Source organism: Plantibacter flavus (genome assembly GCF_900177615.1).
Taxonomy (GTDB): Bacteria; Actinomycetota; Actinomycetes; order Actinomycetales; family Microbacteriaceae; genus Plantibacter; species Plantibacter flavus.
In genome coordinates this window covers 1-24,359 of sequence record NZ_FXAP01000007.1, presented here as the reverse complement: position 1 = coordinate 24,359, position 24,359 = coordinate 1, and the positions used below count along the sequence as shown (strand labels likewise).

Annotated in this window: 21 protein-coding genes; 16 read left to right on the top strand and 5 right to left on the bottom strand. The window is 64.1% G+C overall.

Annotated features, from left to right (window positions below; all coding sequences use genetic code 11):
- Window positions 1-617: 617 nt before the first annotated feature.
- Both B9Y95_RS18280 and B9Y95_RS18275 read right to left on the bottom strand, forming a co-directional pair.
- On the bottom strand, window positions 618-830 hold the full coding sequence (locus B9Y95_RS18280; RefSeq protein ID WP_085514086.1) for a hypothetical protein: 213 nt from the start codon (window positions 828-830) through the stop codon (window positions 618-620).
- Between the two features lie 208 nt (window positions 831-1,038).
- Window positions 1,039-1,251 (bottom strand): hypothetical protein, encoded by a 213-nt coding sequence (locus tag B9Y95_RS18275; RefSeq protein WP_143736576.1) that lies wholly within the window; start codon window positions 1,249-1,251, stop codon window positions 1,039-1,041.
- A 327-nt stretch (window positions 1,252-1,578) separates the two neighbouring features.
- On the opposite strand from B9Y95_RS18275, the gene B9Y95_RS18270 reads away from it, so the two are divergent.
- On the top strand, window positions 1,579-2,415 hold the full coding sequence (locus B9Y95_RS18270) for a hypothetical protein (protein ID WP_143736575.1): 837 nt from the start codon (window positions 1,579-1,581) through the stop codon (window positions 2,413-2,415).
- 166 nt (window positions 2,416-2,581) lie between these two features.
- Here B9Y95_RS18270 and B9Y95_RS18265 read toward each other — a convergent pair whose 3' ends face one another.
- A complete protein-coding gene (locus B9Y95_RS18265; RefSeq protein WP_143736574.1) occupies window positions 2,582-3,613 on the bottom strand; it encodes a replication protein RepA in 1,032 nt (343 codons plus the stop codon).
- Window positions 3,614-4,046: 433 nt separating this feature from the next.
- On the opposite strand from B9Y95_RS18265, the gene B9Y95_RS18260 reads away from it, so the two are divergent.
- Window positions 4,047-4,820, top strand: coding sequence for a ParA family protein (locus tag B9Y95_RS18260; protein WP_085514082.1), 774 nt, complete (start codon window positions 4,047-4,049; stop codon window positions 4,818-4,820).
- Between the two features lie 307 nt (window positions 4,821-5,127).
- Window positions 5,128-5,268: a hypothetical protein gene (locus tag B9Y95_RS20770; RefSeq protein ID WP_159453451.1), complete on the top strand. Its 141-nt coding sequence runs from the start codon at window positions 5,128-5,130 to the stop codon at window positions 5,266-5,268.
- A gap of 14 nt (window positions 5,269-5,282) precedes the next feature.
- Here B9Y95_RS20770 and B9Y95_RS18255 read toward each other — a convergent pair whose 3' ends face one another.
- Window positions 5,283-6,731 (bottom strand): helix-turn-helix domain-containing protein, encoded by a 1,449-nt coding sequence (locus B9Y95_RS18255; protein ID WP_143736573.1) that lies wholly within the window; start codon window positions 6,729-6,731, stop codon window positions 5,283-5,285.
- A 330-nt stretch (window positions 6,732-7,061) separates the two neighbouring features.
- Here B9Y95_RS18255 and B9Y95_RS20505 point away from each other — a divergent pair, with 330 nt between their 5' ends.
- Complete coding sequence (locus B9Y95_RS20505) at window positions 7,062-7,391, top strand: hypothetical protein (protein ID WP_143736572.1); 330 nt, start codon at window positions 7,062-7,064, stop codon at window positions 7,389-7,391.
- A 206-nt stretch (window positions 7,392-7,597) separates the two neighbouring features.
- Here B9Y95_RS20505 and B9Y95_RS18250 read toward each other — a convergent pair whose 3' ends face one another.
- Complete coding sequence (locus B9Y95_RS18250; RefSeq protein ID WP_085514080.1) at window positions 7,598-7,846, bottom strand: hypothetical protein; 249 nt, start codon at window positions 7,844-7,846, stop codon at window positions 7,598-7,600.
- A gap of 271 nt (window positions 7,847-8,117) precedes the next feature.
- On the opposite strand from B9Y95_RS18250, the gene B9Y95_RS18245 reads away from it, so the two are divergent.
- The 12 genes from B9Y95_RS18245 to B9Y95_RS18190 form a co-directional block, all read left to right on the top strand.
- Window positions 8,118-8,663 (top strand): hypothetical protein, encoded by a 546-nt coding sequence (locus tag B9Y95_RS18245; protein ID WP_085514079.1) that lies wholly within the window; start codon window positions 8,118-8,120, stop codon window positions 8,661-8,663.
- A 115-nt stretch (window positions 8,664-8,778) separates the two neighbouring features.
- Window positions 8,779-9,177 carry a hypothetical protein gene (locus B9Y95_RS18240; RefSeq protein WP_085514078.1) on the top strand — a complete coding sequence of 133 codons (399 nt, stop codon included), beginning with the start codon at window positions 8,779-8,781 and terminating at the stop codon, window positions 9,175-9,177.
- Window positions 9,178-9,327: 150 nt separating this feature from the next.
- Complete coding sequence (locus tag B9Y95_RS18235; RefSeq protein ID WP_085514077.1) at window positions 9,328-9,813, top strand: hypothetical protein; 486 nt, start codon at window positions 9,328-9,330, stop codon at window positions 9,811-9,813.
- A 121-nt stretch (window positions 9,814-9,934) separates the two neighbouring features.
- Window positions 9,935-12,154, top strand: coding sequence for a DNA topoisomerase (locus B9Y95_RS18230; RefSeq protein ID WP_085514076.1), 2,220 nt, complete (start codon window positions 9,935-9,937; stop codon window positions 12,152-12,154).
- Window positions 12,155-12,338: 184 nt separating this feature from the next.
- Window positions 12,339-13,205 carry a hypothetical protein gene (locus B9Y95_RS18225; protein ID WP_085514075.1) on the top strand — a complete coding sequence of 289 codons (867 nt, stop codon included), beginning with the start codon at window positions 12,339-12,341 and terminating at the stop codon, window positions 13,203-13,205.
- Between the two features lie 51 nt (window positions 13,206-13,256).
- A complete protein-coding gene (locus B9Y95_RS18220) occupies window positions 13,257-15,551 on the top strand; it encodes a hypothetical protein (protein ID WP_200811443.1) in 2,295 nt (764 codons plus the stop codon).
- 41 nt (window positions 15,552-15,592) lie between these two features.
- Window positions 15,593-18,955, top strand: a complete 3,363-nt coding sequence (locus tag B9Y95_RS18215; RefSeq protein WP_085514074.1) for a hypothetical protein — start codon at window positions 15,593-15,595, stop codon at window positions 18,953-18,955.
- Window positions 18,956-19,164: 209 nt separating this feature from the next.
- The gene (locus B9Y95_RS18210) at window positions 19,165-19,545 is read left to right on the top strand and encodes a hypothetical protein (protein ID WP_085514073.1); all 381 of its coding nucleotides are present in this window, start codon (window positions 19,165-19,167) and stop codon (window positions 19,543-19,545) included.
- A gap of 141 nt (window positions 19,546-19,686) precedes the next feature.
- Complete coding sequence (locus tag B9Y95_RS18205) at window positions 19,687-20,982, top strand: hypothetical protein (RefSeq protein WP_200811442.1); 1,296 nt, start codon at window positions 19,687-19,689, stop codon at window positions 20,980-20,982.
- A 46-nt stretch (window positions 20,983-21,028) separates the two neighbouring features.
- Entirely contained in the window at window positions 21,029-22,855 is a 1,827-nt protein-coding gene (locus B9Y95_RS18200) for a phage tail tip lysozyme (protein WP_085514072.1), read from the top strand.
- Between the two features lie 65 nt (window positions 22,856-22,920).
- On the top strand, window positions 22,921-23,805 hold the full coding sequence (locus B9Y95_RS18195) for a hypothetical protein (protein WP_085514071.1): 885 nt from the start codon (window positions 22,921-22,923) through the stop codon (window positions 23,803-23,805).
- A 1-nt stretch (window position 23,806) separates the two neighbouring features.
- Window positions 23,807-24,359: hypothetical protein (locus tag B9Y95_RS18190; protein ID WP_143736571.1), on the top strand; the 553-nt coding region annotated here is incomplete at its 3' end.

Genomic DNA, 24,359 nt, shown 5'->3' with positions numbered 1-24,359 from the left:
TGAACAGGAGAGATTGCTCTACTCAACAGACATTGCAGTCTCTGGATCGGCAACCGTTGTCCTCAGTGTCTTCGCCGCGTGGGAGCTCGAACTCGGAGAGGGGCGGACCAGACCACCCGTGCACCCAGGGTAGCGGTGCTGCGTGCCGGACGCCAGGGTGCGGAGCGGAGCGTCTAGTGTCAGACCGCCACAGGATGACCCAACGTGGCCCGTGATTGTCTGACGATTCGACGGCTAACTACGACCCTGAGGAAGCTCTTGTGGTCCCTTCCATCTCCGCTCGTCGTGTGATGCGCCACCGAATGACCCCGCGCGCGCCGCCCGGACCAGCTCGGACACTCGCGCGGTTGTGAACGCCCAACGTAAAGTGTCGTTTCGTGTTCCCGACGACACTTTAGGTTGCATCGGTCCTCGCGGGCGGCGCTGTCTCATCCTTTGAGCGGTCTCGACCGACGCGCCCTTCGAGGACGCTGAGCAGACCAGGCAATCCCCGTTACCTCGTAGCCGCGGTCAGCATCTGTCGCAGCTAGCGCATCTCCAAATCTAAGAGGCAGCCTGAGTGGCGGCTGTTGAAAGGGAGCATAGAGCTCACCCACATGCTCCAGTAGCCGGTTCGACTAGTCGGTCGGAGCGCTCAGCCATTCACGAACGATCGATGGCGGCTGCCCCACGCCCGCAGCGATGTCTTCGACTGACACGCCGTTCCGATGCGCCATGCGGGTCATTTCGCTGCGTCGCCTGGCCCACTTCAGAGCACGTTCCTCAGCTTCGAGGAATACCTCGTTCGTGTCACGTACCCCATCGATGAATGCGGCGTCCATGTCTGACATCAGATGACCCTTCTATCCATTGCTCGCATGCCCCAGTTCATCCTCAGATCCGCGGAATCACCCGGGCATGTTCGGAGCGACACTTTGTGTTGGAAACGCCGGCGACACTTTACGTTGGAAACCCGCCGATTCAGCGGGGCCGCGGCGACACTTTGCGTGCGCGTTCAGAGCGGTAGCCGATCTCATCGAGGATCTGGGTCTGCCACAGCTACTCAGGTTCTGGTCCCAGCCATTCCTGAATCATCGTCAAGGGAACGCCAACGGCGGCGGCGAGATCGTCCGGGCGTACTCCGTTTCGGTGGGCGAGACGCGCGAGGTGACTTCGTTGGCGCACCCACACTTGCGCCTGTTCTTGCTCGGCGAGAACGACCTGGTTGGCGTTGATCACGCTCCTGATGAAGGCGTCATGCAGTTCGGACATAGAGCTCATCCCTCTGGATCGGCGACCATGCCCCCCAACGCCTTTGCGGCCTGGGAGCGCGGATCGAGTACGGGGGCACAGTCTGCACATTCAGGCTATACGGGATCGTGTGTGAGACGCCAGGGCGCGTGGCTGGCTCAACGGCCGTCGGCCGCGACCGGATGACCTCGTACCCGAAGCCGACCGCAATTCCGCGGATTGGCGCGCGGGACCCAAGCGGCGCCGAACTACACCTCTGCCCAGCGGCGACCGCCGACCGATACATGTGGGCTTCACTATGCTCCAGAGATGCGGGGGAAACATGATCGGCAAGAGTCCGACGAGGAGATGCGCGATTCCATCAGGTTGATTGTGGGCGCCAAGGTGCAGTTCGAGTCGATGGACGACTTGCAAGAACCGGTCGAAGGGTCGATTCTGGCACTGGAGCGGCCGCTCACCTCGCGCTATCCGATCGACGCCATAGCCGTCGCTCACCAGGTGAGGGCGGTCGACAACCTGCAGCAGGTGTTCGGGCTCATGGTCGATGAAGAGAACTTCGAGATGAAGGCGTATCCGTACGCGCTCTACTCGCTCATTCGCACGACGATTGAGGCCGCTGCGACGGCGCTCTGGGTGCTGCAGTCGTCACGCAAGTCGACGCGAGTGTTCCGTGGGCTCCAGCTCGCCTACCGCGACGTTCAGGACCAGCTTGAGTTCAACCAGTACGTCCTGGATGAGAATCGTGTCCAGGGTGTGAGGCAGTACACCGAGACGGTCATAGCGCGGCTCATCGAGCTGAAGGATGCGGTCGGAGACCTGCGACAGAAGGAGCTCGGCCGGCCGCCGCGGTACACGGCCATCCTGGCGTCCGTCTCGAAGCGTTCTGGCGGCCCGAAGGTCAGCGCGACGTATTCGCTGAACTCTCCGCTCATTGTCTGGAAGATCAGCAGCGCCTTCATCCATGGCAACGAACAGGTGACGCGGAATCTGAGCGACGTGAAGCAGGTGACGGACTTCCGCGGCGGCATGGCGAACTTCGAAGTGACACCGAGCTTTCGGGTCATAGCCCAGTCGGTCCAGAGCTGTGTCGCGCTCCTGGCCGAGCTCGAGGAGCGGTACCGCTATCTCGCGACCCACAACTATGCCGGCCGGCGCGTCGATGCGGAACCCGGCGCCACCGATTGACCCCACTCCCTTGACTCCCCAGGGGTTGGTCGAAGCGCGCCACTGATTGACCCCACCGCGGTCTCGAGACCGCCACCTTTTGACCCCGGGCTGGAATCGAACCCGAGCGCCACCGATTGACCCCATTGGGAGACGAGATACCGCCTGGCGAGGACGTGAGCGGAGGCTACTGTCCGATGCGTCGCAGTGGTTTGTTGGAAGGCACGTGGGTGAGCGATGGCCGGAGCAGCAGGAAGTCGTCGTGGACCTCAGCGTTCAGGGTCGGGTACACGATCATCACCTCGTGCAGCGCCTTGATGAACGCTGCCTTGAACGCTCGAACGCGGGCGTACTGGCCACCGAACTGGTTGTTGAGGTCCACCCACTTGATACGGGTAGGACGACGCAGATAGAACATCCGGTGGGTGGCCCACATGTAGATGTCGATACGGAGACTGCTGCCTCCGAGGGCACGGAGGGCCTTCAAGTCCACAGGCACCGGGGCGTTCACGATGGACTGGAAGAACTCCTCTGACAATCGGACCTCGGAGGACCAGAGGCCTGTCGCCCCCTCCCCCTCCTTGTTGGCCCACCAGAGCTGGACGCTCTTCGCGATCTGGAAGTACTCCTCGACCGTCCCGTGCCCCGAGTCCGTGACGGCCAGGCCGTCGACAGAGATCTGCGCGCCAAACAGCGCCTGCAACTGCGCTCGGACGAGGTTCGCGTTCCGGCCGCTGTAATCGACGTCGAGCTTGGCCAAGAAGGAGCGCATGCTCTTGCCCAGGTCGATCACCGGGCTTTTGGTCAGGAAGGCTTCAGTCGACAAATAGGTCAGAGCGAGGCGCGGAAGCAAACCGAAGGGGTAACGGTCCTCTCTGGTTCCGTCCTTCTGTGTCACTAGTGCAGGTCGAATCGTGAGGCGGACGTCGCCGTTGCGCCGTTCGTAGTATGGAATGGTCCCGGGGTTGCGCTGAGGCAGTGAGACCTGGGCGAAGAGACGGGCGGAGAAGCCGATGTCCTGCTCGTCAGTTCCGAGCTCGCGGCCGGTTGCGAAGTTGACCATCTTGGCACGGGAACGTGGGACTCGGATCGGCGGCCACTGGACGGCGTCGTCCACGATCTCGAGGTCTCCCGAGGTTGACTCGATTGGCTCGTCGGGGTCGGCCGGTGATGCCTGCATCGCAGCGCTCATGGCGACTATTGTCCAGTGCGCGCGCACACTGGACACGGAGGCTCCCCCGCGTGTCTTAGAGCCGGGGTTACGGGTGATGACCGTTATTTATTTCCTGCATTAATGCAGGGATGCACACAAGCCACCTTGCAGACACGCTGGACCGCGTGCCCGACCGCTGGGCTCCAAGACCGTGTCAGCGGGCACCGGTGGGCAAGCGTCGACGCGCTGAGACCGCGGAGCCTGTCTGTGCCATTTAATTCTTTCCTGCAATAATGCAGCCATGGCAGCACGCCGCCATGCAACCGGCCCCCAAGGCCTGGGGGACTGCAACAGGCACGGAAGGCACGGGGGAGGGGCAGGCGGCGGCATGTCGTGGCCGAGTTAACGCCGGGCCTATGCAATGCTGTGCCTCAAGTGCACGTGCGAACCCCGTGTTGGTCGCAGCGCCCTAAGTAAAAATCCCCTGGTAGGAGAACAGATGTCACCCAAGAAGATCGCGGTCGGATCGAAGAAGGGCGGTCCTGGCAAGACCACCGTAACCGTCCGTCTCGGCGAAGCCTTCGTTCGCGCTGGGAAGCGGGTCCTGGTCGTCGACCTCGATTCCCAGGCGAATGCAACGACGTTGCTCGAAGTCGAGGGGGAGAACAATCTCTTCGACGTCCTCTTCTCAGGGCGACCCGGCGACATCCTGGATGCCATCTATCCCTCGTCCTTCGAGGGGATCGATGTGGTGCCAGGCTCTGCATCGCTCACTCGTATCGTCACGGAGACATTGGTGGCCGCCGAGATGCGTCTCAAGACCGCCGCTCACGGGGTCGACGAAGAGCTCTCGGCCTACGACTACATCCTCATCGACCTTCCGCCCGCAGTGGACCGACTCACGCTCAACGGTCTGGTGTACGCCGACTTCGCTCTCGCTGTCGCCGAACCCACATCGTTCGGCTTGGAGGGAGTCATGCGCTTCCTGGAGACCGTGGAGGACGTCAAGAGCCTGCCGCACCTCAATCCGGAACTGCAGCTCGCCGGGATCGTTGTCAACAAGTTCGACGGCACCAACGAGCATCGGGCCGGAGTCCAGGATCTCCTCCACGCTTATGGCGACGTCCTCCTCAAGCCCTACATCCCGCTGCGCACAGCTATGCAACAGGCCGAGAGCCGGCGGATTCCGCTCAGCACGATGAAGACTGATGGGTCGAGGGTGTTGGAGCGACACTTCGACCAACTCTCCAAGAATCTCGCCGAGAGGATCTGACATGGGCACACTGCCAGAACGTAAGCCGCTGAAGCCTCGCTCCGATCGGCCCCCATTGCAGCGGCAGCCAGACAGCGGACTTGCGGAGATCCTGTCGCCTCGGGATGAGTCGGAGCTCGCCAGTCGCCTTCGATCAACCTCCGACCACGTTTCCGAGCCCGCGTCCCCAGCGAGCGAAGCGGTCACGTCGAACGTCGGTGCAACCGCCGCTCGCTCCGTCGGCACGGGGGAGACAACGACCAGCGCAGCCAGTGATACCCCGCAGCTCCCGACCCGCAAGCCCGGGCGGCCGCGTAAGAAGCGCGTCATGCTGCAGCTGTCGACCTCGATGGAGAAGGACCTCCGTGACACGGTCGAGCGTTGGCGCCTCGAGAACAACATGAGCGTCGTCGATCTCATTGACGAAGCTGTCAGGGAGTACCTCGGTCTCGAGCCCTGGTCAGACTAGGCGTCGACGAAGTCCTACCAAGGCAGGTCCACGAGAAGGCCGTCATCAGCAGGGTGGGGGAGTGGTTCCTTCCGGGTCTGGCGCCGCAAGCGATTGATGGTCTCGCTGCCGTAGAGATTCTCCGGCGACCAATCGTCGAGCGGGTCGCTGGGCGTGAACGCGGGTAGCTCGACGCGGACAGCGAAGAACTCGTCCTGACCGTAGACGCGCTGCGATTGGACGCGTTCTCTGGCCGAGGCGTAGTCGGCCCGGCCGTCCCATCGGATCGGAAAGCGCGGGAAGAGCCTGTGCTTGAAGGGGACCCGCGACCCGTGCAGCGGTCGACCCCGCGAGTCGAACATCTCGGGGCGGGTCTTCGGCGCCTGGCCCTGTCGCCGCCGCTCGTGGTCCAACCACCAAGCGTGCAACTCTCGATCCTGGGCATACTTCTTCGCCCGCGCTTTCAGTCGGCCCAGGACACCCAGCCGCCGTGCCGCGGCAGTTCGGAGATCCCGGGCTGCACGTACCCACGCGCCCGAGATGAACCGAGCCAGCTTCAAGGAGCGCAAGCGCGACAGTAGGCCGGCCGCGTGCATCTCGCTGATACCCACGAGCCGGGCCGTCTCTGCAACGGTCAGCTGTTCATGCTCACCCAGGGTCACCCAGAGTCGAGCACCCAGTTGACCGAGTCCACCGCGGTAGCTGAACACGTCGTGACGGATCTGCAGTAGCTCCGCCTGCAGCTCATCCAACACCCGTCGCCGTTCAATGAAGAGGTGCTTCGCCGAGCGAGAGCGGGGGGTGGCCTCATCGGATCCTTCAGAGGGTAGTGCTCGGTCCAGTTCTGAAGGTGTGGAAAGAGCCCGATGCGGGGCCAGTCTCCAGGTCGGCGCCTTGTCGTCGAACCCGCCGTCGACGCGTACGAGGAGACCGCTCGTGCGGAGGCGTTCGAGGTGCTCCCAGACCTGTGGTGAGGACACTCCGACGATCTCCGCGATGGTTCTCGTCGCGGCCGCGACCTCAGTGCGGCCCGTGTGCAGGGTGAGCCAGGCGATGGCGGTGAGGATGGCGCGTTGCATCGGCGATCCGTCATTGCCGCCCCATCGCCCCGGCTGCACCCGGAAGCTCGTTTGGAGGTCGGTGATCGTTAGCAGCTGCGCCGCGAGCTCGTCGACGTCGGGGGCCGGCTCCGAGGTGCCAGCACGGCGCAGCGGCACGAATTCGTTCAGCGCGTGGATGTCGACGGCACGATCCCAGTCTGCGGCGAGCTTGGCAGCGGTCTCGTGCTGGGGTCGGCGTCGGCGGCCGTGCGTCGTGCGTCGGGTCCGATAGTGCTCCAGCCCTGGGCTGGTCTGCACCGCGCGAGCGACGTCGTCGAACGACCATCCTGCGCTGAGTGCCGCAAGTAGGCAGATGAAGGCGTTCACAGACGGGTCTGGGCCCCCACCGACCAGCTGGAAGCGGGCGACGTTCTTCGCCGGCATCTGACGCGGCGAGGCATTCTCCCGGGAGTCTCCTGAGGTGATGGGGGAGTGAGGTTCCGGCTGCAGTGGGGGAGCGAGAGCTGCGAGGCGATCGGTCAGCGCCTCAAGTTGATCCTGCGAAACCGCAAGGGAGGGAAGGGCCAGATCACGGACGTCCCCGGCCAGGACGCGCGACATTGACCCATCGCGGTGCGGCGCTCCAGGTGGCCGGGCGGAACCGGTGGCGGGATTCGAGAGCATGCCGAAGTCGAGAGTCGAGAGCAGGTTCCTCGCGGCCATGCCCAGTGTTCGCATGGTTTCGCGCTCGATACCCAGCGTGCGCATCCAGACATGACGACCACCGGTGGCCGAGGACTCGCAAAGCACGTGAGGAATGTGGAGATCTCCGAGCAGCTGCACGAGGCGGTCGGCTTGGTCCTGGGCTTGCTCCACGAGCTCCGGTTGAACGCGAGAGGCACCGTCCTTCACATCGAAGTCGAAGCAGGCCAGCTGGTAGCGGTGTTCATCGTCGGCGAGATGAACGGTCCACGGTCGACCGGGCATCTTGGCGGCCAGAGGGTACCGCTGTTGGTAGCTGTTGGCGCCGTCGCGAAGGGCGCCCGTGGACATCGTCTGCACGTGCGGGCGAGGGCTGATCGTCTGGGTCAAAGTCCACGCTGAAGACACGTCCGACACGCCGAAGACGGCGTTGTGGCTGATGTCGCGTGACTTTTCCCGGTCGCCGGGTACTATGGAGCTACCTCCTCGTAGGCGCGAAAAGACCGTCGGTCCTTCGTGTGGTGGTCCGATTCAGATCAGTGGCCTGGTAACCGAAATCTGAATCACAAGCTTCCTGGCCCGGTGCGCAAGCACCGGGCCGGATCTGTTTAAGCGGCTGCCGTGGACGCCACCTCCGTGCTGGAGGTATCGATCGTGAAGATCGGCAATGAGCCGTTCTGCTTCCTCAGTTCGTCAGCAAGGCGCTCGAGGTACAGCGAGAACGAGAGGTTGCCCGACGCGAGTGCCGCTTCGCGGAATGCCTCGTAGGTCGTCGGGTCCAGTCGGATATCGGGCCTGCTCGCCTTGACGCCGGCGGCAAGGCGGTTTCGCTTAATCCCTGCGTTAGATGCTGACATGGTTCCATAGTGGTGGCTTAAGGCCGGAGTTAACGGCAGGTACGTGCGGTGTGTCGTGGCGAGTCTAAGCGCAGATGTTCCCCTCTTCGGGGGGTTTTCATTGATGGCCGTGTCGTGACCGGCTGGTGACCAAATGGTGGTCATCAACGGCCCGCTGGGTGACCAGTTCGCGGTCAGGTGAGCGCGCTGCCGGCGACGAGCTCCTCCGTGGTGGTGTCTTCGGACGCTGCTATATTCACTGGTTTACGAGCGAATCCGAACGGAGCCTGCGATGAGCGAGACGATGTACCCGACGCGACAGAGGTGCAAGCGCTGTGCGCGGAAGCTCGGCGGTCCAGGTGTGCCCGTCTACTTCGGCCTGTACTGCACTCCGAAGTGCGCCGGCCTCGCCGAGCTCCACACGGACGCCGCCGCGGCGCCGCGGGAGTGTAAGACGGAGCGTGGTGGCCGCTGGGAGTTCAAGCGGCGCTACCGCTCTGCAAGCGAGCTGCCCAACAACCTTCGGGATGACGTCTCGGTGTCCACCTACCCCTGCTCGCATTGCGGGCATCTGCATCTGGGGCACAGCCGCATCAACCTCGCGAACGAGACGCACCGAGTGCTCGGCGATCGCACCGCCCTTGCGGACCTCTTGACGAAGGCTCGGGGACACGCGACGCTGAAGCAAGTCGCGGAGGTCGCCAAGATCCGACCGATCAGGCTCAAGGAGCTCGAGGATCCGACAACGGAGAAGGTCGACTTCAACGCGCTCTTCGCCGTGCTGGCCGTATACCGGATCAAAGTGGCCGCGGTTCTGAAGGAGCGCGCTGGGCGTTGATCGTACGAGGCGGTTGTGGCCCGTAAACGAATCAGTGCGGTGGAGAAGTGGGACTGCCACACTCGGAGGAGCCGCCAGCTGTTGGCGTGCCGTAGGTGACGATGCGGAAGAATCCATGACACATGCGCGGTTGCTCAAGACGTCGATGGAGCGCAAGGTAGGCGCTCTCCTGCTCGTACTTGGCGCGGCGGCTGGACTTGCACTTCTGGTCGTGGCATTAGTTGGTACGTTCCTCGCTACCCCGATTGCGGAGAGCATCTGGGCGACCCAGGGAGCGATGCCACCAGAGCAGCTTTCGGCCGCCGTGATAGCCGCTGTACAGAGCCAGTCGCTGGCGGTCGTGGCACTCATTGGAGCGACGATCGCGGGCGCCGGCGCCGCACTCCAGGTCCTTGCTCATGATGAACCAGGAGTAGCTGGGCTGGAGTTCGCCGGAAAACTAATCGTTGTGGGTGCTGCGATGTTCTCGCTGCTGGCTGTCTGCGGCACCATCCAACCGGAGTTCTGGAAGTAGTCCGCCTGAGCGCGGGATTCACCGGAGAGTCGACATCTTGGTGTCGACGATTGTGTCCCCCAGCGCTCACCGGCAACCGCGCTTGCCTGGCACAGTAGGCGATGGGGTGCCGGGACGCGGCGTCCGAGCAGAGTTCCATGGGGGAGATCGATGTCAGAGCAGACGAAAGACACAGAGCACAAGGACCCGACTCCGAGGTGGCGGAAGCTCGACTTCTGGGTTCTCGGTGTGGTCCTCATCGCTGGAGTAGTGGGCTGGCTTATGGTCCCGTACTTCGGCGAACAGGTGGAGCTCGCGTTGAGTCTTCGACCGGAGACTGAGGATCTGTCGCGCGCTGAACTCAATGTGCTGGCTCCGGCTCAGATTTTCGCCTGCTTCGCTGTGGTTGGGGTGATGGTTGCAGGGGTTGGGGCGGCTCTGCAGGCTCTGACACATGGCCGTCCTGCGAGGAGCCGCACAGAGTATGTCGGCAAGCTCCTCGTTGTCGCCGCCACCGTCTTCACGCTCGTGGGGGTATGGGGAACGCTCGTTCCGGAGCTTCAAGGCCTCGTTTCTGCAGGGGTGATTACGGGTGCTGTGGCGCTCGCCCTTTTCGCACTCATATTCGGAGTCGTTGAGCAGAGCCGGATGAAGTAACCCGCTGCAAGATCACGATCCGGGCGTGCCGCATGCTCCGACACTCGATCGCTGCAGCTCTTCACTTCTGCTGTAGTATTTCCTCATAAACGTGGAAAAACGACGCATGTGGGGAGTCACAATGACACTGGCCATCCTGACGGAGAAGCCATCGGCGGGGCGTGCATTCGGCGCAGCGCTCGGGGGCGCGCAGGGGACGTTCAACGGTGAGTCCTACGTGATCACCTCGGCCCGCGGACACCTGTTCGAGCTGGCGCAGCCAGAGGAGCAGCTGCTGGGCGGAGGTCCGTCAGAGGCTGCCGCGATGAAGGCTTGGAACCTCGGCACCCTGCCGTGGGACATCTCGAAGTTCGCTTGGAAGCGGGTGCCAATCAAGGGAGCATCGGACACGATCAAGCAGGTCCGGTCGGTGCTGAGCAAGGTCGACGAGATCGTCATCGCGACGGACCTCGATCCGACGGGGGAGGGCGACGCGATCGCGTGGAACATCATCGACGAGCTGAAGCTTCATGGGAAGAAGTTCTCGCGCATGGAGTTCACCGACGAAGCGCCGGCGTCTCTGCAGAAGGCGTTCGTGAAGCGGCGTCCGATCGTCTCGATGATGGACGAGGGCGACTACCGCAAGGCGGACTTCCGCAACAAGCTCGACTTCCTCACCATGCAACACACACGAATCGCCTCGTTGGCGGCCGGCCAAAACGCCGTCCTCCGCCAGGGCCGCCTCAAGTCCGTGATGGTGAACCTCGTGGGTGCCCAGCTGGCGGCGCACACGAACTATGTGAAGATCCCGGAGTACCAGAACCGGTTCCGGGACGAGAACGACGTGCTCTACATCAACCCCGAAGAGCCGCGGTTCAAGACTGAAGGAGAGGTCCCGAACGTCTACAGCTCGTCCAAGGTCGTTCTCGACAGCCGCACGGACAAGACCACGGCTCCGAGGAAGCTGCTCGACCTCGCCGGGCTGTCCGCACGCCTCTCCGGAAAGGGCGTGAAGGCTGACGTCGTCCTGGCCACCTACCAGAAGATGTACGAGGACCAGGTCGTCTCCTACCCGCGCACGGAGGACAAGACCATCACCGTCGAGCAGTTCAACGAGCTGCTCCCGTTCGCCAACAAGATCGCTGTGCTCGTTGGCGTCGACCCGGCCTTGCTCACGGAGCGATCGCCCAGGAAGACACACGTGAAGGACTCCGGGGCCCACGGCGCGAACCGCCCCGGACCGAAGGTCCCTGCGTCCATGGCTGCTATCGAGGCGAAGTACGGCCCCGTCGCACCGTTGATCTACGAAGAGCTCGCGCGTTCGTACCTGGCGATGCTGGCGGCCGACTACCGTTACGAGGCGCAGGTGGGCCACCTCGAGTCCTACCCGCAGTTCATCGGGAAGGTCAGCGTCCCGAAGTTCGCCGGATGGAAGGCGGTGTTCTTCGACGCCGACGACAAGGACGATGACGAGAACACGAAGGGGCTCGGAACCAAGGCTGACCCCCTCGTCTTCGAGATCATCCCACCGCGCCCGGAGCACCCGTCGATGAAGTGGCTGATGAAGCAGCTCGAGAAGCGCGACGTCGGCACCGGCGCGACGCGCACGAGTACGTACGCGGACGTGACCGGCACGAAGGCGAAGTACCCGCTTCTGAAGGACGCTCGTGGCAAGATCACGATGTCTGAGTTCGGCGACATGAGCTACCGGCTCCTGCCCGGGACCCAGATCGGCGATCTGACCACGACTGAGCAGGTCTACGGCGTCATGCGCGACATCGCAGCCGGTACGACGTCGACCGATGATGCGTTGGCTGTCGTAGCGGACTGGGTACGGGCGGACATCGTCACCATGCAGCGCAACGCTGCGACCATGCACAAGGATCTCGGTCTCGCCCCGAGGGCGGCCGCAAAGGAGAAGATCGAGGGCGTCTGGGCGAAGACGGGTCAGCCGGTCAAGTTCGCCAAGGAATGGTCCGGGCACGTGTTCACGGACCACGAGCTGCAGGAGCTGCTCGCCGGCAACGAGATCACCTTCACGGCCATCTCAGCGAAGTCCGGGAACGAGTTCCAGGCGAAGGGTTCACTCGACGAGCAGGTCATGGAGAAGGGTGGCAAGAAGTACGCGTTCGTCGGATTCAAGCCCGACTTCTCCGCCAAGGCTTCCGGTGGAAGCGCCACGCCACCACGCGCCTGGTGTAGCCATGTCTTCACTGCCGCCGAGATCAAGGACCTCATCGGCGGGAAGAAGATCTATATCGACGACTTCATGAGCAAGAAGGGCGCCACCTTCGCGGCGACGGTCAGCTTCGGTGTCGAGAAGGGCAGTGGCACGAAGAAGATCATCCCTCACTTCGGCTGAGTAGACCGAGGCACAGAGACCCCCGTTCGGCAGTTGCCGGCCGGGGGTCTCTCGCATTACCGGCAGGAGCCATCAGTCGGCATAAATGCTGGTTTTCCAGCCGAAACGAAAGACCGCGCGTGGCACAGCCGACTAGAATGATGCGGGGCGGACGAGCGCCCGACGATGTCAGGAGGCACTCACTGTGGCCAAGATCAACTACAAGATCCCCAGCTCACTGGACCGATCGTTCCTGGACCACGAGATCTCGCTGAGCGGCGGTGGCTGGCAGGTCAAGCCCATCCCGGTGAAGGTGCTGTTGTTCTGGGTCGTGTCGATCTTCGCGATGTTCTGGACGCTGTCCACGACGTTCCTGAAGAACGCCGACTGGTGGATGCTGCTCCTGATTGGGATCTGGTGGCTGGTGGCGACCACGCTGCTTGGCAGCTACTCGAAGACGAAGGAAATGAAGCTCAGCAGCATCCCCGCCCTCCTCAGCTACATCGCACCCTCGGCCCGCCGTGTCGTCACGCGCAAGGGATCGGATCCCAGCAACTTCTACTCGATCGTCGGTATCGACGGTATCGACGAATCGGGCTTCATCACTTGGGGTGACGGTTCAGTGGGACAGGCGTACCTCACGGTGGGGGCGGCGTCCGTGCTGGTGTTCGATCAGGACCGCATCTCGATCCTCAACCGGGTGGACGCCTACTACCGGAAGGTCGACACGACGGCCGAGTACATCTGGGTGACCACGAAGGAACCGCAGCGGATCTACCGCCAGCAGGCCAACCTCGAGCTCCGCAACCGGCGCCTCGCAACCCGGGACCCCGATCTGTTCGAGCTGATGGAGGAGCAGCACGCCATCCTGCGCGACTACGTCGGCAACTCGTTCACCTCCATCCACCAGTACGTCATCATCAAGGCCGACAACCTCGAGGCGCTCCGACGGGCGCACAGCGTGCTCCGCGCCGAGACGGACGAGTCGTCGCTGATGGTCAAACAGCTCACCATGCTCGACGGGGCGGACTGCAAGGAGATGCTCTCAACGATCTACACTGGCCCACGCTGACGTACCGTAGACTCGTTTCTGTTGGTTTATGAGTAAAAAAGGCGGTAGACAGTGAGTGACACGAATCGCGGGGGCGCCCAGCTCAACAAGAGCGCCACAGGTACGAGCGACCACTCGCTGCCAGGCCACGCCAGTCCGTCCAGCCGAGGTGCCGCCCTGCCGTTCAGCACCGCCACCGGTGGGTTCGCAAACCTGCGGCAGGCCGCTCTCGCTGCGGAAGCGGAACAGCGCGCTCAGAAGCGGCAGGGGCATGAGGCAGATGACCCGTACGCCGGACTCAGCCCGAAGGAGCGTCGGATCGCCAGGCGCGCTGCTCGCCGACTCCGGGGGACCTTCGAGGACTACCCGCACCTGCTGGCGATCAAGCCGCGGGAGGGCTACGTCTTCAGAAGCGACTACTACGACGTCGACGGGAGCGCGGCGTGCGTCCTGGGGTTCTTCCACGACGAAGCTGCACGTGACGACTTCGGTGCCTTCTGGGGCATCAATCGGATCCCGGCCAACCTCGGCGACGGCGTTAGTGTCGTGGTCTTCGAACAGGTCCGTCGGATGGGGGAGAAGTGGATCGACGATCGCATCTCCACCTCGGACCGGATCGGCAAGCTCGAACAGGGGGAGCAGAACGCCTCAGGGACGGCCAGCACGCGCCGCAAGGCTGAGAAGGTGTCGTCTGACATCGACATCGCCACGGCCGAGATCCAGGACGGCGCGAGCTACCTGCACGTTCACAACCGCCTTCTCGTGAAGGCTCCGACATTGACGGCGCTCGAGGAAGCCGTCGACCGGATCAAGCGTCTCTACATCGATCGATTCGGAACGGTGTCCGTTGCCGCCTACCCGGGGGAGCAGCGCCAGGAACTCTCCGCCCTGACCCGAGCGAACGACAAGAAGCGCGGCCGAGGTCAGCACTTCACCTCGGTCGAGTACGCCGGATCCCACTCGCTTGTCACGAACGGCCTGAATGACCCTTCCGGCGAGTACGTCGGCTCGATGCTCGGTGACGTCAACACGTCTGCCGTGCTCTTCGACGTCAACGCCTACGAGCGCCATGTCGTCGTCGCAGACTCTTCGCTCAACACCGTCCTCGGTCGGGCGCACGTCCCCGACATGTGGGGGAGCAAGATCAGCCAGAGCGCCATGCTCAACAATGGCCGCGTCGTGCATCTCGTCCTCGACGGCGCCGATCTCGACAAGCTTGGCCCGAAGTTCAGCGCGCTGACGGCGAGCCTGAACATGAGCTCGGGTGACATCAACATGTTCGAGATGTTCGGCGACCGGGAGGAAGAGCTGTCGATCTTCCCGGCGCACCTCGACAAGATCGTGCTGATGGCCGAGCAGGCCTACGAGACCACGGACGACGATCGCTCCATCATCCGCGGATCCCTCAAGGAGACGCTGACGCAGTTCTACATCGACAAGGGCATGTGGTCGCGGAACGCCAAGACGAACCGGAGTCGGCTTCGCCTGGTTGACCTGGATCACAGGCATGTGCCGCGCCTGCAGGACCTCGTCTCGTACTTCGACACCAAGTACCGGGAGCTGTCGATGAGGGCAGCTCGCGACGACGAGGCTCTCCACGCGTACAACGTGCTGCGTCTGGTGTTCACCGACCTGCTCGACAACAACGGCGACCTGTTCAATACGCACACGAACGACGCCATCGATGGCGTCTTCGAGGCTCGCCGCGTGGTCTACGACTTCTCCAAGCTCCTCCGCCGCGGCCACGGCATCGCTATGGCACAGCTGGTGAACACCGTGGGCTTCGCCGTCGACAACCTCTCGCTGGGTGACACGGTGATCATCCACGGCACCGAGCACATCGCGGACCGGGTGAAGGGCTACATCCACACCCAGTTCGAGCGCCTGTTCGCACGCGGTGGCCGGGTTGCGTACCTGTACAACGACGTCGAGAAGATGCTCGCCGACGCCAGCTTCAACCGCTTCGAGCGCGCCGACTGGACCGTTCTCGGGCCGATGGGTGACAAGACCGTTGCTGACTACCAGAAGCACCTCGCGCAGGACATCCCGCCGGACCTCGAGCGATTGGTGACGACGAAGAACCGGAACCTGGCGTACCTGCGCCGCGGTGTCACGAACGTCGTCTTCTCCTTGGACCTGGCGCTCGGTATGAACCCAGCGCGGGCAGCACACCGTGAGCGCATCGAACGCGAGCGCCGACTGCAAGCGCCGGCTGCCGCCGCAACCTCGGGAAGACGTCCCACGGCAGCTGTACCGAGCCCTGAGCCGATCAGGCAGCCAGTGATGCGGCCGCGCACGCTTCCAGGAGCGGTGGGCACCAGACCGGCACCGATTGATCCGCCGACGCGCCTCGCGCGAACGCGATGACCACACGACTTCGAAGCACGCAGCAGGGGGAAGGACGCACGATGACGGAGACGAAGATCGCCAGAGGGGCCCCGTTGGGTCTATGGGCGTTCCTGCGAGCAGGCCGCCCGGACACAGCGGTAGGTATCGACCCCACGCAGCGCTCGGGCGTCTCCGCGGCGCTGCGCGGCTGGAACCCGAAGCGTCTGCTCGCGCTCACCTTGATGCTCGTGCTCAGCCTGGCTGGCATCGCTGGCGTGTTCAGCAGCAGCTCGGCCAGCGCCAAAGAGGACGACGTGATGAAGTACTCCTTCTACAAGATCGCGTCCTCGACCACGGCATTCTTCTCCACCGTCCAGGAGCCTGGTAGCGACAAGAGTTTCAGCGAGCCCTGGGCACAGGTCATCGCTGACCCCGGGTCCGCGGGATCGTTGCTGGGCTACGCCGACCCGAACTTCTCCAGCGTCTCAGGATGGCTCGCATCCAAGCTGTCCGGCTCGTCCGACGCGATCGGCTACGAGACGCTGCTCGTTCGCGAGAGTGACGACGACACAACCGGGTACAGCGGCTCCAAGTTCCAGGGCATGGTCGACTACGCCTACTTCGGTGCAGCACTGAAGGGCATGGGTCTGGATGGCACGAGTACCGGACTGTCGCTCGGGTTCATGAACACCGCCGCGGGCGGGCTGATCATGGTGCTGTACATCCTCGGTGGCGCGGTGGACTTCGTCTTCAACGCCTTCCTCAGTCTGCTGTCGTTGCTCAACCCGTTCAAGCTCTTCTACCAAGGCGTCTCGGCCATCAACCCGGAGTTCGCCGACGGCATGGTCGGCGGGGGCAACGCTGATGTCGGTCCGCTCAGCGGGCTCGCGAGCTGGATCGGAGGCTGGTACCAAGCGCTGTCGGCCCTGTCCTGGCAGGTCATGGTCCCGATCTTCATCGGCGTCCTGCTCTTCTCGCTGTTCATGTTCAAGAAGATGGATCGCGGGGGAGCGTTCAAGAAGATCCTCGTCCGAATCGTCTTCATCGGGCTTGGCCTTCCCCTGCTCGGGTCGATGTACACGGGCATGCTCACCTCCGTGACCGACGGTGGCAGCGATGGCAACGCCGGCTCCACGCGCGTCGTCATGAGCACGTACGTTGATTTCGAGAACTGGGCCACGAACAGCCGTCTGGCGATTCCGGCCGGCGCGAAGATCGAGTGGGACACGGCGCGAGCGCAACCGAGCGGCGCTGCGCAGGCGAATGTCCGGAACACGGCGTTGGCGATCAACAACCAGACCCACGGACTGGGGCTCAAGGCGATCGTCTCCTCGGGCGCCTACGACGCCACCTGGTCCAACCAGATCCTCGAGGGCAAGGCCTCTGATGCAAGCACTAGGACCCAGACGTACGGCACGACAGTGGACATGCTGGCCCGATTCATGAGCAACGCTCAGGTGTCGGCGGCGTCCTTCGAGACCACGGCCAAGGGCGACCTGACGCAGTCAGCGTTCTACGCGACGAACGCTGATGGGGCCGTCAAGGACTGGTTTGAGAGTCTCGAGAAGGACTCCAAGGCCCTGAACAGCGCCGACGCTACCCCGGGCGGCAATCCGCTGATCTCCGTGACCGCTGGCCAGGGGCTTCGCGGCAACTCGATCACTGGTGGGCGGGCGTTCACCTCCTCCACAACGGGGTGCCTCTACACAGGGACGGCGATCGCCCTGTCACAAGGGTCACCGCGGGCGTGCAACCTCTCACCCCTGGCGATGTTCAACTACCTGAACACCGACTTCGGCTCGACCTCGATGACGATGTACTCCTCATCCAACGTCCAGAGCGAGGCGACCCGGTCGATCCACAACTCGGTCAACCAGGTCGGCACGGGAACGATGAGCTTCCTCTACTGGTTCAACGCGGTCGTCCTGCTCGGGTCGTTCGTCGTCATCGGCTTGGGCTACGCCTTCGCGCTGCTGTTCTCCAGCATCCGGCGATCGTTCCAGGTGGTCACCGCCGTTCCGTTCGCAACTCTCGGAGCTCTGCCGGCAATCGCCAAGGTCGTCGTGTACAGCGTGGCGCTCATCCTTGAGGTCCTCATCACGATCTTCGTGTACAAGATGGTCCAGGAGTTTCTGACGTCGCTGCCCCAGCTGATCGAGATGCCGTTCTCTTGGGCGCTCAACGACGGGGCGGCGGGCCCCATGGCCACGTTCGTCGTGTTCCTCACGAGCGGGTGGGCATTCCCGCTTGTAGTGACGCTGCTGTCGATCATCGGTGTGATCGTGTTCACGGTGACGGCGATGCGCCTGCGGAAGATGTTCGTGAAGGCGGTCGAGGAGACGGTCACCAAACTGGTCGAGAAGTTCATGGACACCCAGGTCGGCATTCCCGGGGGCGGCGGCAAGATGGTCCCCGCGCTGGCCGGCGGCCTGGCGGCAGGCGCAGGTGCGGCGGCCGCGAACCGCATGATGAGCGGCGGTAGCAAGGGTGCATCGGTCGACGCAACGCCGAAGCCCGGTGCTGGGGGTGGCCCCGACGGCATCCAGACCGCCGGTGGGCTCACACCTACTGGTCCGGGCCCGGACGGCGACGGCGGGCAGCTTGAGATCGACGGCGGAGGCCAGCTCGAGATCACCGGCGGCGCGGAAGGGAACGGCGATCCTGGATCGTCGGATGGCCCTCGCGCGCTCGAGTCAGGTACGAGCACATCAGTCGCGGATGAGGTCGCTCTCGGACGAGCCGTCGATGCCAACGGTCTCTCGAAGCAGGGTGAGACGCGAGCCCCACAGGTGGAGGGCGACGCGATGAGTGTGGCGTCCGACTCGATGGAACAGTCCGCAGCGGGTTACCAGGCTGCGGACGCGAAGCGTCTCGCTGCTGGCACGGAGGGTGCGAAAGCAGCCGGGCATGCAGGCGTCGCCGTTGGCAAGGGCTTCGCGGGCGATGCGACCGGCGCGGCCGAATCTGGCGGGCGCGCTGTCGAGCACGGTGGTGCGGCCGTTTCCAAGGGCCACGAAGCGAAGCAGGCCGAACAGGATGCGGGGAGGAGCTCGCTGGACAAGCCAAACCAGAAGCACGCGCGGAAGGCCGCGCAGGCGCAGCAGGTCTCGCGCGTTGGCGGAACGGTCGCCAACGCGGCAGGTGCCGCGAGAGGGACGTCCGGAACGACGGCCGTGCCAGGCAGCGCTGGCACCTCGTCGCCACAGGTCAACACGCCGAGCGCCCCCGCCACCCCGAGACCGGCACAGCGTGCACCGCAGGCACCCCGGAGCACACCCGCTGCACCGACCAGGGCCTCGCAGGCGCCCAGGACAGTGCGTGCACCGCGGCCCCAGCCGACTGGCAGTGGTTCGGCTACGACGGTCCCTGCAGCACCTCGTCCGGTGCGGCCGCCAAGCACCCCGCCTCGGCGGCCGCAGCGTCCCAGCCCTCGCGACGAGTAGGCGCTCCGAGCCCTGAAGCCGTGCACCCCTTTCATTGAACCGGGTGCACGGCTTCTGTCTTCTTATCAGGTGCGCTATATTTGCTGGTTTTCCAGGAAAAACGGTCCGTTGAAACTTGCGATGTGGGGTGCCGCTGAACTAGGGTTTTCGAAGGGTGGCATCCACCCGCAGACGACCGAAAACCATCTAGCTGATAGCGAGAACACTCCATGAACACGCTGGCCAATTCCGGGATCGCATCCGCTGTGACCTCGAACCTCTCTCTCCCCGTCGCGGCGTGGGACGTCGTCTCGTTCCTCCAGAACGCCATGTCCTACGCGAAGGTCGTCGGTGGCGCACTCATCTCCCTGCTCGGCCTGATCGTGATCATCGTTGCGGCGGTGTTCATCGTGAAGAAGTTCTTCGGGAGCGGCGGCCAGCAGGAAAAGTCGTGGGTCATGATCGTGGTGATGCTGATCATCGGTGGAGCGCTCATGACCGGCGGCATCGTCCTGCTCACGACCATTGCCGAGGGTGGCCAGACCACGATCGAGGAGCTCGGCGGCGGCGGCTTCATCCTGCTGCAAGGCGCCCTCGGACTGGCTAGCTGACCACAACACCTGGGGGCAGCGAATCGCACGGGGGCGCGCGAAACGCGACGGGGCCGGTGGCAGATGCCGCCGGCCCCGTCTTTCGTCCTCACAAGCGCTTCGCGCCCCGCGTCACCAACGATTACGAGAAAGGCCCGTCCCATGAGCTTCAAGGATTCCGCGAAAGGTGTCGCGACGGCGCTGCGCCTGGATTCTCATCACGCGATCGAGCGCTTCGGCGTCTTCTTCGGGGCCCTCGTGTTGACCTCAGTGCTGATCTTCAGTGGCGCGTCAGTGTCCGCCGTGACGAACGTCAACGCACAGATGGACAGCCGCACGTTGTACACGCCGAGCTTCGCGACGTCGAAGACCCAGCTCGCCGGCGACGTCGACGGTGTCTTCGTGAACTCGGATCGGACTCGTGCCATGGTGCTCATGCGTTTCAAGGACGCGAGCTCCGTCTCGGCGAACGCGCAGAAGTACCAGGCGTTCCTCACCGGATCCTCCGTGGACCTCGTGGACCAGGCGCTCAAGACCGACATCACCGGACAGATCGTCGTCTTCGGCTCAACCGGCTACATGGCAATGGTCCTGGACAGCTCAGGGCCTTTCCAGCAGCAGATCCTGAATCTGACGATGCGAGCCAACTCCGAACTCGTCTACAAGCCGAGCGAGCAGCGCAAGGTGCGCGAGGATCTCAAGGGGCAAAGCACCTTCTCTGAGTTCGACCAGTGGCGTTTGTTCTTCAACCCAGGAGCCTCAGGAGCCACGAAGTCAGAAGCCCTCGACGCGCCTACCTTCGACGCCGGCGCCGTCTACTCCGAGCTCGTCGTGGCGTCCGAGGAGAAGACGATTCGGGCCGCGATGGACGAAGAGCTGAATGTCATGCGTGCTGACCTCGCTCGGATCGGAGAGTACGAAGCCGAGTCTCGCCGAGTGAGCGTCGACGGCGTGTTCCTCACGGCACCCGTAGCGCCTGCCCAGATCGCAGGCGACGTGGTCACGGGCGAGCCGGGCATCGGCGACACCGAGTCAACGCTCGCGCTCGAGACCGAGTGGGTGAGCCCTCGCGGCTACGACTTCGATTGGCGTGCAGGCAGCGTGACGAAGGGCTATTTGGGCGATCTTGTCGATGAGGGTGAGTCCTATGTGACGTACCTGGCCGACAAGGCCTCGGCGGGCAAGGACGCGGACAGTCAGGGTGTCCGTGTCAACGACATCGAGTGGCAGCTGTCCAATGGACGGCTCCTGAAGGACTACGGCACGAGCGACCGGGCCATGCAGCCGCTGTTCGAGATCCGCAACGGGCTGTCTCAGGCCTACCAGGACTACTACAAGCACAAGCTCGACTACCAGACGAAGTCGTACACGGACCTGCTCGACCTCGAGGTGGGGCTGCTCAACGTCCGCGCAGGGGCGTCCAACAACAGCAGCCAGAAGGCGCTCTTTACCTACTGAGCTCCACCCACGTTTCACCTGACACAGACGATCGAAGGGACGCCGCATGGCTGACAACCTCGGAGGAGCTGGCGGACTCGCTGCTCAGGGCGCCGGCGATGACGCGCAGGCCGCGATGCACCTGAACACGGAGGCGGCCACGGCGTCGGCGCAGCAGGCGAGGTCGAAGCACGATGCGGCATCTCCCCCTGGGGGGACGCCGGTCGACGGGCGCGGCGCGGGTGCGCCGACGGCGAAGGACGATCCTGCCGAGGGTGGCGAGGCGAGTACGTCACCAGAGCTGGGCGCCGGCGGCACGTCGCTCGCGGCTGAGGATCCCGGTGACGCCAACGGACTGGACGACAAGGTCGGCGGTGCGGGCAAGGTCGCGGGGGCTGCGGCGGCCGTCCCGGTGGCGGCCGTGACCGGCCAAGCCCTCGTGCTGATGATGTTCATCAACTATCTCAAGGGTCTGCTCTTGAGCCTGGCAGCCGTCGCCGCGAACCTCTGGAACATGGCCTTCGGTCTGCTCCTGGCGGGCGCAAAGGCGCTGAGTGGGGGCGTTCTTGGCTTCGGTGCGCTCGTCAGCGGGGCGGTTGGCGGAGCCATCAGCGCGGCGACGGCTGGTGTCGCTTCAGTCGCCGTGACGGCGACAGTCGGAGCGATGTTGGTCGCCGGTGCCGTGGCCGGAGTGTCGGCCGAGAACGACCTGGCTTTGAAGGACGGCGCGATCGACTGCCGCCCGGTCGCGACCAACGCACTCAAGGCTGTCGACGGGTCCGACACGAACGTCGACGCGACGACACTTGCGAACGCGAAGACCGTGTACAGCGTGCTGAGTGCTTGGGGTATGCCCGACGCGAATGTCGCGGGCATCCTCGGAAACTGGGATGCAGAGTCGGGCGTCGACCCCACGAGCGTGCAGAACATCTTCAACGCACCACAACAGATGACCGACGAGAAGAAGACCGCGGCAGGCGACACGGACAACGGGATCGGTCTCGGTCAGTGGACGTTCGGGAGGAACCAGGCGCTTCGCACGTACGCGTCAGGGCACGCGAAGGACTGGTGGACGCTGGAGTCCCAGCTCGGCTTCATGATCTCCGCAGCCGAGGGTGGCAACGCTGACATCGTCAAAGGGATGATCGCGGCCGCCCACGGTACTCCCGGTGAGGCAGCGCTCTACTTCCACGACGAGTGGGAAAGGTCGGCGGACACGCCAGCGATGGCCGCTCGACGTGCCGAGAAGGCCAACAAGTGGATGGGGATGTTCAGCGGGTGGGAGAAGAACCAGTCTCTCGCTGATTCGATCCTCGCTCAGGCGGGGACAACGGTGGGTGGGGCCAACGGGTCCCGTGCCGAAGCGGTGAGATCCGAGTGCATCGGTGTCGGCGCAGCCGCCCTGACGATGAAGGAAGGCGGGCTCAGCCTCGACGAAGCGACCCAGCTCATGGCGCTCTACCGCGTGGAGGGTGATGCGTTCCTGAAATCTCGCTACGGCGCCGGCGGCCCGGGCGATTGCGGCAACGGTGACAAGGCGGACAACTGCGTGGGGTTCTCGACCTACTTCGTCAACAAGTTCACCACGTTCCAGCAGTACGCCCGCGGCGACGGGATCGACACAGCCGGTTCGATGGCCACCATGATGGGCAAGCCGCTGACCACCACCCCGACGGTGTACTCGGTCGTTTCCGGACCGGCTTCCGGACCTGAAGGTCACACGTTCGTTGTGCTCGGGATCGAGGGTGACCAAGCCGTCATCGGAGAGGCGATGTGCGGCACGGACCATGCGGGGACCCGCGCGCGGATGATGCCGATGTCGGAACTCACGAGCGGCAAGTGGAAGTTCGTCGACGTGTCGGATCTGATGACCGGTGAACCCGCAAGCGCCTGATTGGTCGTCACATATAGACTGGTAAACCAGGCGAAACGATGACCGGGCAGACTAGGAGCACAACCATGGCGAGCGAGAAGGTCCGGCTGACGAAGGCCGACATGGACGCGAGGTTTACGGCCAGGCAGGAGCGGAACAGGAACGCACGGGCTACGAAGCTCACCGGCGAGGACCTGGAGGCAAGGCTGAAGGATCGTCGCTCGGCAAAACTGCCGCGTCCGGTGAATCCTGGCCGGCGCTCCAAGCGGATTTCCGTGATGCTCGGAGGAGTCCTCCTGCTGGGCAGCGCCGTAGTGGCGCTCAGTGCATCAGCCAGCGCAGACGAGTTCAGGCACGCAACCGAGACCACCAACGCTCAGATTGCCGCCGCACAAGGTGATCTTCGAGCGATGCCTACAGCGGATGACCAGGGGGCCTCGAACTTCACCGCCCAGCTGGACGCCCAGCTGGGCGAAGCTGCAAGCAAGGCAGAGGTCGTGGCTGCGTTGCAGCAGGGTTTTGCCGACATCCTGTACCGGGGTAACGGTGAGACGACTGCCAACGGTGCACCGAGCGCAGCGTTCCTCGAGTCCGTCGAGCACCGGCGCCAGCTTGCGCCGTACTTCGTGGCGAAGGCCCTGATCGCAGATGATGCTCTGGCATACGCACCTGGCTCGGCCCTGCCGTTCGGCGACGGCGAGATCGATCCGCGATTTCCTTGGTACACCGACGTAGAGCCCGGGAGTAACGGTCGGATTATCGCCGACCCGTCGACGTCATCTTGGTCGGTGGCCGCCGTGGTGTCATCGGGGACGCCAGGCGTCATCGAGGTCACCTGGCTGGACACCAGAACAGAGACGGGCGAGCTCCTCGCGTGGGCCACGGCGAGCTACTACGCGGACTCGGGTGCATTCGGTGGGCTGGTCACTGGCCAGACGACAATCGGTGAGCGCGGATCGGCAGGTGCCTGAGATGAGCGGCAGAGCGAAGACGAAGATCTTCCCCCTGATGGCGGCGATCGCGCTCGTGGTCACCTCGGCCGTCAGCGCTATCGCCCTGGTCGGGCTGCAGGCAGACCAAGACGATCGCAAGGCGGTGCTGACCGGTGTCCAGAGGGAAGTCACGCAGGCGCAGACCACCATGGACCAGCTTCAGGCGTCAGCCTCGCTCGAGAACTTCGGCGCAGAGTCGGGTCGCGTCAGGCGGGACACTGACACCATCGCGGATTTGGTCGACCGCTCGTTGACCTGGGACAGCAACGCGAGCTACGTGGAGGCCCGCGAGAGCACGATGCGCACCTACGGCCTCGTGGACGGGGACAGCTTCATGGTGGCCTTCCTGCCGCCGGCGCCGGTCAATCGGGACGACGCTGGCAATGAGTATCCCTACATCGACGCGGCCGGGCTCAACTCGCAGGTGGGGGATTTCAAGGCGAGGGTGCTGTCGGTTGACGGCCTCGACTACCGGTACCTCGTGCTCGTCGACGTCCAGGCGAAGTCCTCCGACGGCCTCGGCACTGCAGTGC

Bases quoted from the DNA above. Each gene is read 5' to 3' on its own strand.
- B9Y95_RS18215 (WP_085514074.1), top strand. From the start codon at position 15,593: ATGACGGAGACGAAGATCGCCAGAGGGGCCCCGTTGGGTCTATGGGCG.
- B9Y95_RS18235 (WP_085514077.1), top strand. From the start codon at position 9,328: ATGTCAGAGCAGACGAAAGACACAGAGCACAAGGACCCGACTCCGAGG.
- B9Y95_RS18245 (WP_085514079.1), top strand. From the start codon at position 8,118: ATGAGCGAGACGATGTACCCGACGCGACAGAGGTGCAAGCGCTGTGCG.
- B9Y95_RS18250 (WP_085514080.1), bottom strand. From the start codon at position 7,846: ATGTCAGCATCTAACGCAGGGATTAAGCGAAACCGCCTTGCCGCCGGC.
- B9Y95_RS18240 (WP_085514078.1), top strand. From the start codon at position 8,779: ATGACACATGCGCGGTTGCTCAAGACGTCGATGGAGCGCAAGGTAGGC.
- B9Y95_RS18230 (WP_085514076.1), top strand. From the start codon at position 9,935: ATGACACTGGCCATCCTGACGGAGAAGCCATCGGCGGGGCGTGCATTC.
- B9Y95_RS18260 (WP_085514082.1), top strand. From the start codon at position 4,047: ATGTCACCCAAGAAGATCGCGGTCGGATCGAAGAAGGGCGGTCCTGGC.
- B9Y95_RS18280 (WP_085514086.1), bottom strand. From the start codon at position 830: ATGTCAGACATGGACGCCGCATTCATCGATGGGGTACGTGACACGAAC.
- B9Y95_RS20770 (WP_159453451.1), top strand. From the start codon at position 5,128: ATGCTGCAGCTGTCGACCTCGATGGAGAAGGACCTCCGTGACACGGTC.
- B9Y95_RS18275 (WP_143736576.1), bottom strand. From the start codon at position 1,251: ATGTCCGAACTGCATGACGCCTTCATCAGGAGCGTGATCAACGCCAAC.
- B9Y95_RS20505 (WP_143736572.1), top strand. From the start codon at position 7,062: ATGACGACCACCGGTGGCCGAGGACTCGCAAAGCACGTGAGGAATGTG.
- B9Y95_RS18195 (WP_085514071.1), top strand. From the start codon at position 22,921: ATGGCGAGCGAGAAGGTCCGGCTGACGAAGGCCGACATGGACGCGAGG.
- B9Y95_RS18255 (WP_143736573.1), bottom strand. From the start codon at position 6,731: ATGCCGGCGAAGAACGTCGCCCGCTTCCAGCTGGTCGGTGGGGGCCCA.
- B9Y95_RS18210 (WP_085514073.1), top strand. From the start codon at position 19,165: ATGAACACGCTGGCCAATTCCGGGATCGCATCCGCTGTGACCTCGAAC.
- B9Y95_RS18200 (WP_085514072.1), top strand. From the start codon at position 21,029: ATGGCTGACAACCTCGGAGGAGCTGGCGGACTCGCTGCTCAGGGCGCC.
- B9Y95_RS18205 (WP_200811442.1), top strand. From the start codon at position 19,687: ATGAGCTTCAAGGATTCCGCGAAAGGTGTCGCGACGGCGCTGCGCCTG.
- B9Y95_RS18270 (WP_143736575.1), top strand. From the start codon at position 1,579: ATGCGCGATTCCATCAGGTTGATTGTGGGCGCCAAGGTGCAGTTCGAG.